Source organism: Rathayibacter sp. Leaf299 (assembly GCF_001423055.1).
GTDB lineage: Bacteria > Actinomycetota > Actinomycetes > Actinomycetales > Microbacteriaceae > Rathayibacter > Rathayibacter caricis.
In genome coordinates, this window is record NZ_LMNT01000003.1 from 140,948 (window position 1) to 153,564 (window position 12,617).

Genomic DNA, 12,617 nt, shown 5'->3' on the forward strand with positions numbered 1-12,617 from the left:
CGTCGGATCAGCTGTTGAGGGCCTCGAAGAGGGCCTCGAGGTCGGCCTCGGGATCGGTCAGCGTCAGCGTCAGCACCGGTCGGCCGTGCTCGGCGAGCACGCTCGCGTCGCCGGCCGCCTGCGCGAGGATCAGCTGCCCGAAGGTGAACGGGCTGTCCGGGATCTCGAGATCGGCGGTAGCGCGCTCGGTGATCTGCAGGAACACGCCGGTCGGGGCGCCGCCCTTGTGGTACTGACCGGTCGAGTGCAGGAAGCGGGGACCCCACCCGAAGGTGACGGGCCGCTGGGCCTGTGCGGCGAGGAGATCGCGGACGCCCTCCAGCTGCGGCACGGCGAGGCGGTCGACGTAGGCCTGGATGGCCACGTAGCCGCCCTCGCCGAGCTGGGCGAGGAGGCGGTCGACGGCCTCGGCGACGGTCGAGACGCCCTCGGTGACCACGGGGTTGCCCGTGACCTCGATGCCGGCGTCGGTGAAGGCCGGTGCCTCGGGCTCGGGACGCTTCTCGAGCAGGGCGCGGGTCGCGATCTTCGCGGACTCGACATCGGGCTGGTCGAACGGGTTGATGCCGAGCAGCCGTCCTGCGACGGCGACCGCGTACTCCCAGGTCAGCATCTGCGCGCCGAGCGAGCCCGAGAGCAGGATCTCGCCCTCGTGGCGGTCGCGCGGGAACAGGTGCAGCGCGGTCGCGTCGTCGACCAGGCGGACGACCTGCACGTCGGGCAGGTCCTCCGACAGCTCGGGGGCGAGCGTGCCGAGGACGACCGGCAGGATCCCGGTGCCGTCCTTGCCGGTGGACTCGGCGATCAGCTGCTCCGCCCAGTCGGCGAAGCCCACGATGTGGGTGCCGTCGGCGACGATCGCGAGCTTGTCGCGGCGCGGGCTGGTGGCGGCGATCGCCGCTCCGAGCACGAGCCCCGGGTTCTCGGGGGAGTCGACGGCGAGACCGAGCGAGGCCTCCGCGGCCTCGTCGAGGAGGGCCTCGATGTCGGCGCCGGCGAGTCCGGAGGGGACCAGGCCGAACGCGGAGAGCGCCGAGAAGCGGCCGCCGATGTTCGGGTCGGCGTTGAACACGCGGTAGCCGGCCTCGCGTGAGGACGTGTCCAGCGGCGAGCCGGGGTCGGTCACGATGACGATGCGCTCGAGAGGGTCGATGCCCGCCTCGGTGAACGCCTTCTCGTAGGCCTTCTTCTGGCTCGCGGTCTCGACGGTCGAGCCCGACTTCGACGAGATCACGACGGCGGTCGAGGAGAGGCGGTCCCGGAGGGCCGCCAGCACCTGACCGGGAGCGGTCGAGTCGAGGACGGTCAGCTCGACGCCGGCCGTGCGCGTGATGACCTCGGGGGCGAGCGACGATCCGCCCATCCCGCCGAGCACGATGTGATCGATGCCCTTCGAGGCGAACTCCTCGCGGAGCGCCAGGATCTCGGGGATCAGCGGGCGCGACACCGACGTCGACTCGGTCCAGCCGAGGCGCTTGGCCGACTCCTCCTCCGCGGCGGCGCCCCACAGCGTGGGGACCTGCGCGGTGATGCCCGAGGCGACCTCGTCGGCGACGAGATCGGGGACGACGCGGTCGACGGCCTTCTCGGCGTCTCCGCTGACGTGGATCTGGATCGCCATGCTCAGGCCTGCGCCTTCGCGCCCTCGAGAGCCGCGGTGACGGTGTCGAGCAGCTCGTTCCAGGAGACGATGAACTTCTCCACGCCCTCCTTCTCGAGCAGCTCGGTGACCTCGGCGTACGAGACGCCCTGCGCCGCGACGGCGTCGAGGACGGCGTTCGCGTCGGCGTAGGCGCCCGTGACCGTGTCGCCGGTGATGACGCCGTGGTCGAAGGTCGCCTCGAGGGTCTTCTCGGGCATCGTGTTGACGACGCCGGCCGCGACGAGCTCGGTGACGTAGAGCGTGTCGGGGAGATCGGTCGACTTCACGCCGGTCGAGGCCCACAGCGGACGCTGGCGATTGGCGCCGGACTCCTGCAGGAGCAGGGCGCGCTCGGTCGCGAACGCCTCGACGAAGACCTCGTAGGCGAGCTGGGCGTTGGCGACGCCCGACTTGCTCTTGAGCGCCTTCGCCTCGTCGGTGCCGACGGCCTCGAGGCGCTTGTCGATCTCGGTGTCGACGCGCGAGACGAAGAACGAGGCGACGGAGTGGATGGTCGACAGGTCGATGCCGGCCTCCTTGGCCTTCTCGAGGCCGGCGAGGTACGCGTTGATGACGGCGCGGTAGCGGGCGAGCGAGAAGATCAGCGTGACGTTGACCGAGATGCCCGAGCCGATGACCTCGGTGATGGCCTCGAGGCCCTCGACGGTCGCGGGGATCTTGATCATGGCGTTCGGGCGGTCGACCTTGGCCCACAGGGCCTTGGCCTGCTCGACGGTGCCCTGCGCGTCGTGCGCCAGGCCGGGCTCGACCTCGATCGACACGCGGCCGTCGTAGCCGTTGGTGGCGTCGTAGATCGGACGGAAGACGTCCGACGCGGCGGCGACGTCGTCGGTGGTGATCTCGAAGACGGCGTCGGTGACGGAGGTGCCGGAGGCGGCGAGCTCGCGCACCTGGGCGTCGTAGGACTCGCCGTTGGCCAGGGCCGCGGCGAAGATCGTGGGGTTCGTCGTGACTCCGACGACGTTCTTCTCGTCGATGAGCTTCTGGAGCCCGCCCGAGGAGATGCGCGTGCGGGAGAGGTCGTCGAGCCAGATGCTGACGCCGGCGGCGGAGAGGTCTGCGGTGGGGGTGTTCTCGGTCATGTCTCTTCTTCTCTTCTTCGTTCGGAGGTGATGCGGGCGTGGAGCCGGAGCCCCGACGGCGAAGGCCGCGTCCGTGTGGACGCGGCCTTCGACTCAGGAGGCTGCGAGCGACTCCTTGGCGGCGGCGAGTGCCGCCTCCGTGGTGATCCCGAACTCGCGGAACAGGGTCTTGTAGTCGGCCGACGCGCCGAAGTGCTCGATCGAGACCGAGCGGCCGGCGTCGCCGACGTACTTCTGCCAGCCGAGGCTCAGTCCGGCCTCGATGGAGACGCGGGCCTTCACAGCGGAGGGCAGGACCTTCTCGCGGTAGGCCGCGTCCTGCTCCTCGAACCACTCGAGCGACGGAGCCGAGACGACGCGGGCGTTCACGCCCTCGGCCTTCAGCTTCTCGCGCGTCTCGACGGCGATCTGGAGCTCGGACCCGGTCGCGATGAGGATGACGTCCGGCGTGCCGCCGGGCGCCTCGGCGAGCACGTACGCGCCCTTGGCGACGTTCGAGGCGTGAGCGAAGGTCTCGCCCTCGGCCTCGCCCTCGCCGCGCTCGAACACCGGGATGTTCTGACGGGTCAGCGCGAGGCCCGCGGGGCCCTCGCGGCGCTCGAGGATCGTCTTCCAGGCGTAGGCGACCTCGTTCGCGTCGCCGGGGCGGACGATGTCCAGTCCCGGGATCGCGCGGAGGGACGCGAGCTGCTCGACCGGCTGGTGCGTCGGGCCGTCCTCGCCGAGCGCCACGGAGTCGTGGGTCCAGACGTAGATGGCCGGCGCCTTCATGAGCGCGGCGAGACGGACCGCCGGGCGCATGTAGTCGGAGAAGATCAGGAAGGTGCCGCCGAAGGGGCGGGTGTTCCCGTGCAGGACGATGCCGTTGAGGATCGAGCCCATGGCGTGCTCGCGGATGCCGAAGTGCAGCACGCGGCCGCCCTTCTTCCCCGTCCACTCGTGGGTCGAGAACTCGGACGGCACGAACGAGCCGGCGCCCTCGATGGTGGTGTTGTTCGACTCGGCGAGATCGGCCGAGCCGCCCCACAGCTCCGGGATCACTCCGGCGAGGGCGTTGATGACCTTGCCGGACGCGGCGCGGGTCGACACCTCCTTGCCGGGCTCGAACACGGGGAGCGCGTCCTCGACGCCGTCGGGGAGGTCGCCGCTCAGGACGCGGTCCAGCAGGACCTTCTTCTCGGGGTTGGCCGCGGCCCACGCGTCGAACTGCTCGGTCCACTCGGCGTGCTGCGCCTGGCCGCGCTCGACGGCCTTGCGAGTGTGCTCGATGACCTCGTCGGCGACGTCGAAGGTCTTCTCGGGGTCGAAGCCGAGCACCTCCTTGAGGCCGCGGAGCTCATCGGCGCCGAGGGCGGAGCCGTGGATCTTGCCGGTGTTCTGCTTCTTCGGCGAGGGCCAGCCGATGATGGTGCGCAGGATGATGAGCGACGGCTTGTCGGTCTCGCCCTTGGCCGCCTCGATCGCGGCGTGGAGCTCGGCGACGTCCTCGTGGTACTCGCCGGTCTTCTTCCAGTCGACGATCTGGACCTGCCAGTCGTACGCCTCGTAGCGGGCCTTGACGTCCTCGGTGAAGGCGATGTTGGTGTCGTCCTCGATCGAGATCTGGTTGGAGTCGTAGATGACGACCAGGTTGCCGAGCTGCTGGTGGCCGGCGAGCGAGGAGGCCTCGCTGGTGACGCCCTCCTGCAGGTCGCCGTCGCCGGCGATCACGTAGACGAAGTGGTCGAACGGCGAGGTGCCCGCGGCGGCCTCGGGGTCGAACAGGTCGCGCTCGAAGCGCGAGGCGTAGGCGAAGCCGACGGCCGAGGCGAGGCCCTGGCCGAGCGGGCCGGTCGTGATCTCGACGCCGTCCGTGTGGCCGTACTCGGGGTGCCCGGGGGTCTTGGAGCCCCAGGTGCGCAGCGCCTTCAGGTCGTCGAGCTCGAGGCCGTAGCCGCCCAGGTAGAACTGGACGTACTGGGTCAGCGAGGAGTGGCCGACCGACAGGATGAAGCGGTCGCGGCCGATCCAGGTGCTGTCGGAGGGGTCGCGGCGCATGACCTTCTGGAAGAGGAGGTACGCGGCCGGAGCGAGGCTCATGGCGGTCCCGGGATGACCGTTGCCGACCTTCTCCACGGCATCCGCGGCGAGGACCCTCGCCGTGTCGACTGCCTTCTCGTCAATGGATTCCCATTGCAGTTCTGACACTTGGTACTGACCCTTCTCGAGACGTGGGGCAGACGCAGACCGTCCGCCCTCTCGCATGGTGGAGCACGCCGCGCGACGACTTCGGCACGATGCTCCGGCGGCGACCCTCTGGGCCTCGCGGCGACCGATCGGTCGGGGCGGGCTCGGGTGCGTGCCGGGCGCTCTGGCGAGCAGTCCCGAGTATACGGAGGGGGGTGCGCTCGCCGACGGGGGTTGCGGGATGCATATGTAGGGAGTCGTTTGGGCAAGCGTGCACGCGGCGGGAGCGGTGTGACGGAACCGATGGACCGGGCCCGGGTCCAGCCTTCGCGCATTACACTCGTTCGGGATTGTCGAACGTTAGAGGAGCAATGGACGTAGCCGTAGAGACCACCGCGATCGAACGGGGCGGATCGCCCGGGGCGACCCTGTCTCGCAAGGTGAAGGCCTTCGTCTCGCTGACGAAGCCCCGCGTGATCGAGCTCCTCCTCGTGGTGACGGCCCCGACGATGATCCTCGCGCAGGGCGGCATCCCGAACCTCTGGCTCGTGCTCAACGTCCTCATCGGCGGAGCGCTGAGCGCCGGGTCGGCCGGCGCCTTCAACTGCTACTTCGACCGCGACATCGACCGCATCATGAACCGGACGAAGAACCGCCCGCTCGTGACGGGCGAGATCTCGGACCGGGCCGCGCTGGTGTTCGCCACGACGATCGGTGTGCTGTCGATCGTCTGGCTCGGCCTGACGGCGAACTGGCTGGCCGCCGGCCTCTCGCTCGCGGCGATCCTCATCTACGTCGTCTTCTACACGCTCTTCCTCAAGCGCCGCACTCCGCAGAACATCGTCTGGGGCGGCATCGCCGGCTGCATGCCCGTGCTCATCGGCTGGGCCGCCGTCACGAACTCGCTCGACTGGGCGCCCGTGATCCTCTTCTCGGTCATCTTCCTGTGGACCCCGCCGCACTACTGGCCCCTGTCGATGAAGTACCGCGACGACTACCAGGCCGCCGGAGTGCCGATGCTCGCCGTGGTCCGCGGCCGCACGGTCGTCGGGCTGCAGGTCATCCTGTACGCCTGGGCGACGGTGGCCTGCTCGCTCCTGCTGATCCCCGTGGCCGGGATGGGCGCGGTGTACACCGTCGTCGCGCTCGCGAGCGGCGTCTGGTTCATCGCCGAGACGCACCGCCTCTACAACCTCGCGATCCGTCACGAGCACGTCTCGCCGATGCGCGTGTTCCACGGCTCGATCGGGTACCTCACCCTGCTGTTCCTCGCCGTCGGCATCGATCCCCTGCTGCCGTTCTGATGGTGACCCCCTTCTCGTTCCTCGCCGAGCGGGTCACGCTCTCGCCGCGGGCCCTGCGCTGGGGCACGACCGCGGCGCTCGTCGCGAGCATCCTGATCATCTTCTTCGGGGGAGTGGTGCGACTGACCGGGTCGGGCCTCGGCTGCCCGACCTGGCCGGCCTGCGACGCGGGATCCCTCACATCGACCCCGGAGCTCGGGATCCACGGCTTCATCGAGTTCACCAACAGGGCCTTCACCGGCGTGCTGATCGTCGCCGTCGGCTGGGCGATCACCGCGGCGCGACTCCAGAAGCCGCGCGACCGGACGATGACGCGACTGGCCTGGTCGCAGTTCTGGCTGGTCGTCGCGAACGCCCTCGCGGGCGGAGCGACCGTGCACTCGGGTCTGAACCCCTACATCGTCGCGGGGCACTTCGTCCTGGCCATCGCCCTGCTCACCACGACGTCGCTGACGTGGCACCGCGCCCACCGGTCGCAGTCCACGGACTTCGAGCCGGACGCTCTCACCCGCGCCGTCAGCATCGCCCTCGTCGTGGTCACCCTGCTGGTGATCCTCGTCGGCACGCTCGTGACCGGCACCGGTCCTCATGCAGGCGACTCCGCGGAGGTGCCCCGGATGCGCTTCCACTGGGAGAGCGTCACCGTGGTGCACGGCGTGCTCGGCTCGGCGTCGCTCGTGCTCGGCATCGTCCTGTTCGCGCTCCTGCGCCGGGTCGCCGGTGCGGAGCTCGCGCGCCGACGGGCGGCGACCTACATCGCCGTGGTCGTGCTGCAGGCGCTCGTCGGGGTCGCGCAGTCCCTCCTCGCTCTCCCGGAGGCCCTGGTCGCCGTGCACCTGCTGGGTTCGGCGCTCGTCTGGGTGGGCACCGTGCGCGTGCTCCTCGACGTGAACCCCCGGCTGTTCACCGTCCGTGCTCAGCGCCGCCGGGCGGCGGAGGAGCTCGAGCCCGTCCACTGACACCGCCGGCCGAGCTCCCGACGGGTCCCCGCGGCTCATCGACCGGCGCCTCCTCGCGACGGCCGTCGCAGGTGCCCACGGAGTCGCAGCAGGGCGAGCGGCAGCGCCCGGACGGGCAGGTCTCGCGCGAGCGCGGTGCCCAGGCGGCGGTGGAGCGCGGCCTCCGCGGGCGGGAGCCCGAGGCCTGCGGAGGCGAGCAGGAGGCGGGGGAGCAGTGGGATCGAGTCGTCGTTCGGCATGCCCGAAGATCATCACGGACCACCGACACCGGTATGGCCACCATCGTCTGGTGGCGCGGGACGTCGCACCCGGCCGACACCCAGGTGAGCGGGTTCCCATCCGGGCGCGCCTCTGTAGAATGAGTAGTTGGTTCAGGTACGACGTGAGACCCCGGCATCCGCGCGGACACGGCGTCGACAGGGACCATCGGCCCGATGACGCGCCGCAGCACTTCTCTTAGGACATCTCAGGCACGCACATCAACCGCCCCCGCGCATCGTCCACGATCGCGACCAGCCGGAATGTGCTCCGGGTCGCCCCACGGGGAATGACTCCGGAACCCGACCGGTTAGCAGTGGGTAGGAAACGAGGTACACATGTCAGACATCCTGATCGACCGCCCCGAGCTCGAGAGCCTCGGCGTCTACGAGTTCGGCTGGGCCGACTCCGACTCCGCGGGGGCGTCCGCGCGCCGCGGTATCTCGCCCGAGGTCGTCTCCGACATCTCCGCGCTCAAGAACGAGCCGGCCTGGATGCGCGACCGCCGCATGAAGGCGCTGAAGCTGTTCGAGCGCAAGCCCATGCCGACGTGGGGCGCCGACCTGTCGGCGATCGACTTCGACAACATCAAGTACTTCGTCCGCTCGACCGAGAAGCAGGCGCAGACCTGGGACGACCTCCCCGACGACATCAAGAACACGTACGAGAAGCTCGGGATCCCGGAGGCGGAGCGCCAGCGCCTCGTCGGCGGCGTCGCGGCGCAGTACGAGTCCGAGGTCGTCTACCACCAGATCCGCGAGGATCTGGAGGAGCAGGGCGTCATCTTCATGGACACCGACACCGCGCTGCGCGAGCACCCCGAGATCTTCGAGGAGTACTTCGGCACCGTCATCCCCGCGGGCGACAACAAGTTCGCGGCCCTGAACACCGCCGTGTGGTCGGGCGGTTCGTTCGTGTACGTCCCCAAGGGCGTGCACGTCGACATCCCGCTCCAGGCGTACTTCCGCATCAACACCGAGAACATGGGCCAGTTCGAGCGGACGCTGATCATCGCCGACGAGGACAGCTACGTGCACTACATCGAGGGCTGCACCGCGCCGATCTACAAGTCGGACTCGCTGCACTCGGCCGTGGTCGAGATCATCGTCAAGAAGAACGCCCGCGTGCGCTACACGACGATCCAGAACTGGTCGAACAACGTCTACAACCTCGTCACCAAGCGCGCGATCGCGCACGAAGGCGCGACGATGGAGTGGATCGACGGCAACATCGGATCCAAGGTCACGATGAAGTACCCGTCGATCTTCCTGGTCGGCGAGCACGCCAAGGGCGAGACCCTCTCGGTCGCGTTCGCGGGGCCCGGGCAGCACCAGGACGCCGGCGCGAAGATGGTCCACATGGCGCCTTACACGCAGTCGTCGATCGTCTCGAAGTCGATCGCCCGCGGTGGCGGTCGAGCGGGGTACCGCGGAGAGGTCCGGGTCGACGCCAACGCGCACCACTCGGCCAACACCGTGCGCTGCGACGCACTGCTCGTCGACACCATCTCGCGCTCGGACACCTACCCGGCGATCGACATCCGAGTCGACGACGTGCAGCTCGGCCACGAGGCGACCGTGTCGAAGGTCAGCGAGGAGCAGCTCTTCTACCTGATGTCGCGCGGCCTGCCGGAGGACGAGGCCATGGCCATGATCGTCCGCGGCTTCATCGAGCCGATCGCCCGCGAGCTGCCCATGGAGTACGCCCTCGAGCTGAACAAGCTCATCGAGATGGGGATGGAGGGCAGCGTCGGTTGACGCCCGCCTCCCCCCTCGAAGGGGCGCCCGGACGGGGCGCCCCGCACCCATCGAAAGGAACCACCGCCTGATGACGGTCCCCACGAGCGCCGCGACCCCCGAGATCGACGGCGCTGCCGCTGCCGAGCGCCTGGGCATCAGCGCCCACTCCGACGGGGCCTTCACGCCCGTGCAGACGCGCTCGGAGCGCTTCGCGTCGGTCGACGTCGACGCCTTCGAGGCCGTCACCGGGCGCGAGATCGCCTGGAAGCTGACCCCCGTCGCCCGCCTCGCCGATCTCATCGACGGACCGCTCGACGGCTCGCCGACCGCGTTCGAATACGCCGCGGTCGACGGCGTGGACGTCTCGTGGGTCGGCCGCGACGACCAGCGGATCGGCACCACCGGACTGCCCGAGGACCGCGCGGCCGCCAACGCCTGGTCGAGCTTCGAGCAGGCCCTCGTCGTGCGCATCGCGGGCGAGGACGAGAAGGTGGCGACCCTGGTCCGCTCGGATCTCGGGTCCACTCCTCGCGCCGCTCACACGATCATCGAGGCGGCGCCGTACGCGCGCGGCGTCGTCGTCCTCCAGAACGACGGCCCGGCGACGCTCGCCGAGAACGTCGAGATCCTTGTCGGCGAGGGAGCCCAGCTCACCGTCGTGTCCGTGCAGGAGTGGGACGACGAGGCGCGCCATCTGGCGAACCACTTCATCCGCGTCGGCCGCGACGCGAAGGTCAAGCACATCGTCGTCACCCTCGGCGGCTCGATCGTCCGGGTCAACCCCTCCGCACACCTCGTCGAGCGCGGTGCCGACGGCGAGCTCTTCGGGCTCTACTTCGCCGACGGCGGCCAGCACCTCGAGCAGCAGGTGTACGTCGACCACGATGCCCCCGACACCCGCAGCCGTGTGACCTACAAGGGCGCGCTGCAGGGCCAGGGCGCTCGCACGGTCTGGATCGGCGACGTCCTGATCCGCAACAGCGCGACCGGCACCGACAGCTACGAGCAGAACCGCAACCTGGTCCTCTCCGACGGCACCCGTGCCGACTCCATCCCGAACCTCGAGATCGAGACCGGCGACATCGCCGGAGCGGGCCACGCCTCGGCGACCGGCCGGTTCGACGACGAGCAGCTCTTCTACCTGCAGTCGCGCGGCATCCGAGAGGACGAGGCGCGCCGCCTGGTCGTCCGCGGCTTCCTCAGCGAGATCGTGCAGCAGATCAAGGTCGCCGAGCTGGAGGACCGCCTGCAGCTGGCGATCGAGGCCGAGCTGGCGGGCAGCGCCGGCCAGACCGGTTCCGGCAACTCGGCGGTGTCCGCATGAGCAACGCCGCGATGATCTGCTCGGTCTCCGAGCTGGTCCCGAACCAGGCCATGCGCGTCGAGGTCGACGGAGTCGCCATCGCCGTCGTCCAGGACTCGGCCGGCGAGATCCACGCCATCGGCGACACCTGCACGCACGGCGAGATCTCCCTCTCTGAGGGCTTCGTCGAGGGCGACAGCCTCGAGTGCTGGGCCCACGGCTCGCAGTTCTCCCTCCGCACCGGGACGCCCCTCAACCTGCCGGCCTACGAGCCGGTCCCCGTCTTCGTCGTCGAGATCATCGACGGCGACGTCTACATCGACCCGACCGTCACGAAGGAAGTCTGAATGTCCGTTCTCCAGATCAGCGATCTCCACGTCAGTGTCGAGACCGAGCAGGGGACCAAGCAGATCCTCCGCGGTGTCGATCTCACCATCAACCAGGGTGAGATCCACGCGATCATGGGCCCGAACGGGTCCGGCAAGTCGACCCTCGCCTACACGATCGCGGGCCACCCCAAGTACCACGTCGACGGCGGCTCGATCACCCTCGACGGCGTCGAGGTCCTCGACATGTCCGTCGACGAGCGCGCTCGCGCCGGCCTCTTCCTCGCCATGCAGTACCCGGTCGAGATCCCCGGAGTGACGAACACCAACTTCCTCCGCACCGCCAAGACCGCGATCGCGGGCGAGGCTCCGGCGATCCGCACCTGGACCAAGGACGTCAAGGCGGCCATGGGCAACCTGCGGATGGACCCCTCCTTCGCGGCGCGCAACGTCAACGAGGGCTTCTCGGGCGGCGAGAAGAAGCGCAACGAGATCCTCCAGCTCGAGCTGCTCGCCCCGCAGTTCGCCGTGCTCGACGAGACCGACTCCGGCCTCGACGTCGACGCGCTCAAGATCGTCTCGGAGGGCGTGAACCGCGCCCACGCCAACACGGGACTGGGCGTGCTGCTGATCACGCACTACACGCGCATCCTGCGCTACATCGAGCCCGACTTCGTGCACGTCTTCGTCGCCGGCCGCGTCGCCGAGCAGGGCGGCAAGGAGCTCGCCACCCGACTCGAGGACGAGGGCTACGACCGCTTCCTCACGACGGCGACGGCCTGATCATGGCCGTCACGACGCTCGAGCCGAAGCTCTTCGACCAGGTCGAGGAGGCGCTCAAGGACGTCATGGATCCCGAGCTCGGGATCAACGTCGTCGATCTGGGCCTGATCTACGACCTCGGGTGGGACGACGAGAACGACGCTCTCGTCATCCACATGACGCTCACCTCGGCGGGCTGTCCGCTGACCGACGTGCTCGAGGAGCAGACCGCCGAGTCGCTCGACGGCATCGTCGAGGCGTTCCGGATCAACTGGGTCTGGATGCCGCCGTGGGGTCCCGAGCGGATCACCGACGACGGCCGCGACATGATGCGCGCTCTCGGCTTCTCGATCTGAGACCGGTACGGCGAAGGGCCGGGAGGATCATCCTCCCGGCCCTTCGCCGTACCGTCGTGCGGGCTCAGTTCGAGCGGCGGCGGAGCAGAGCCCAGGTCGTGGGGAGCAGTGCGGCGGCGAGCACGATCTTGAGGGCGTCGCCGATCAGGAACGGGACGAGACCGGCGGTGAGGACGGAGCCGAGATCGGCGGGGTAGCCGAGCGAGCCGAGCGCGGTCGCGAGCCAGGGGAGTCCGACCAGGTAGATCGTCGCGGTGCCCGCGAGGAAGGTGACCAGGGTGCCGACGACGCGGCGGTCCCACTGACGCTGCGCCAGCCATCCGGTGACGATCGAAGCGAGGACGAAACCGACGATGTAACCACCGGTCGGGCCGGCGAGGACGGCCCAGCCGCTCGAGCCCTCGGTGAAGACCGGGGCGCCGAGCACGCCGACCAGCGCGTAGACGCTCATCGCGAGCGCGCCGCGGAGCGCGCCCAGCGTGGTTCCCGCGAGGAGCACGGCGAAGGTCTGGCCGGTGATCGGCACGGGCCACATCGGGATGTAGAGCTGGGCCATCCCGGCGGTGAAGGCCGCGGCGGCGACCACCAGGACGAGATCGGTGACGATCGAGCGCGCGAACAGTCGGTCCGCGAGGACCGGCCGCGACGGGGCGAGCGAGTAGCTGGACATGAGTGTCTCCAAAGACCGTGGCGCCCGGT

At 69.6% G+C, this 12,617-nt stretch carries 12 protein-coding genes; 7 read left to right on the forward strand and 5 right to left on the reverse strand.

What is annotated here, in order from left to right; all coding sequences use genetic code 11:
* Nucleotides 1-7: 7 nt before the first annotated feature.
* From ASF48_RS12270 to tkt, 3 genes are all read right to left on the reverse strand, one after another.
* Nucleotides 8-1,621, reverse strand: coding sequence for a hypothetical protein (locus tag ASF48_RS12270; protein ID WP_055791981.1), 1,614 nt, complete (start codon nucleotides 1,619-1,621; stop codon nucleotides 8-10).
* 2 nt (nucleotides 1,622-1,623) lie between these two features.
* Nucleotides 1,624-2,745 (reverse strand): transaldolase, encoded by a 1,122-nt coding sequence (tal, locus tag ASF48_RS12275; protein WP_055791983.1) that lies wholly within the window; start codon nucleotides 2,743-2,745, stop codon nucleotides 1,624-1,626.
* Between the two features lie 93 nt (nucleotides 2,746-2,838).
* Nucleotides 2,839-4,932, reverse strand: coding sequence for a transketolase (tkt, locus tag ASF48_RS12280; protein ID WP_055791986.1), 2,094 nt, complete (start codon nucleotides 4,930-4,932; stop codon nucleotides 2,839-2,841).
* Nucleotides 4,933-5,282: 350 nt separating this feature from the next.
* On the opposite strand from tkt, the gene ASF48_RS12285 reads away from it, so the two are divergent.
* Complete coding sequence (locus ASF48_RS12285) at nucleotides 5,283-6,215, forward strand: heme o synthase (protein WP_055791990.1); 933 nt, start codon at nucleotides 5,283-5,285, stop codon at nucleotides 6,213-6,215.
* Nucleotides 6,215-7,174 (forward strand): COX15/CtaA family protein, encoded by a 960-nt coding sequence (locus ASF48_RS12290; RefSeq protein ID WP_082481415.1) that lies wholly within the window; start codon nucleotides 6,215-6,217, stop codon nucleotides 7,172-7,174. Before ASF48_RS12285 ends, ASF48_RS12290 begins: the two co-directional genes overlap by 1 nt.
* Nucleotides 7,175-7,209: 35 nt before the next feature.
* On the opposite strand, the gene ASF48_RS12295 is transcribed toward ASF48_RS12290, so the two are convergent.
* Nucleotides 7,210-7,413, reverse strand: a complete 204-nt coding sequence (locus tag ASF48_RS12295; RefSeq protein WP_055791993.1) for a hypothetical protein — start codon at nucleotides 7,411-7,413, stop codon at nucleotides 7,210-7,212.
* Nucleotides 7,414-7,770: 357 nt separating this feature from the next.
* Between ASF48_RS12295 and sufB the strand changes: the two genes are divergently transcribed.
* The 5 genes from sufB (at nucleotide 7,771) to ASF48_RS12320 (ending at nucleotide 11,918) form a co-directional block, all read left to right on the forward strand.
* On the forward strand, nucleotides 7,771-9,189 hold the full coding sequence (gene sufB, locus ASF48_RS12300) for a Fe-S cluster assembly protein SufB (RefSeq protein WP_055791996.1): 1,419 nt from the start codon (nucleotides 7,771-7,773) through the stop codon (nucleotides 9,187-9,189).
* A 70-nt stretch (nucleotides 9,190-9,259) separates the two neighbouring features.
* A complete protein-coding gene (sufD, locus tag ASF48_RS12305; protein WP_055791999.1) occupies nucleotides 9,260-10,495 on the forward strand; it encodes a Fe-S cluster assembly protein SufD in 1,236 nt (411 codons plus the stop codon).
* Nucleotides 10,492-10,821, forward strand: coding sequence for a non-heme iron oxygenase ferredoxin subunit (locus tag ASF48_RS12310; RefSeq protein ID WP_082481418.1), 330 nt, complete (start codon nucleotides 10,492-10,494; stop codon nucleotides 10,819-10,821). The genes sufD and ASF48_RS12310 overlap by 4 nt, the downstream gene beginning before the upstream one ends.
* Nucleotides 10,822-11,583, forward strand: coding sequence for a Fe-S cluster assembly ATPase SufC (gene sufC, locus ASF48_RS12315; protein ID WP_055792001.1), 762 nt, complete (start codon nucleotides 10,822-10,824; stop codon nucleotides 11,581-11,583).
* A 2-nt stretch (nucleotides 11,584-11,585) separates the two neighbouring features.
* Nucleotides 11,586-11,918, forward strand: a complete 333-nt coding sequence (locus tag ASF48_RS12320) for a metal-sulfur cluster assembly factor (RefSeq protein ID WP_055792004.1) — start codon at nucleotides 11,586-11,588, stop codon at nucleotides 11,916-11,918.
* A 64-nt stretch (nucleotides 11,919-11,982) separates the two neighbouring features.
* Here ASF48_RS12320 and ASF48_RS12325 read toward each other — a convergent pair whose 3' ends face one another.
* Nucleotides 11,983-12,588 carry a biotin transporter BioY gene (locus ASF48_RS12325; protein ID WP_055792006.1) on the reverse strand — a complete coding sequence of 202 codons (606 nt, stop codon included), beginning with the start codon at nucleotides 12,586-12,588 and terminating at the stop codon, nucleotides 11,983-11,985.
* Between the last annotated feature and the right edge of the window lie 29 nt (nucleotides 12,589-12,617).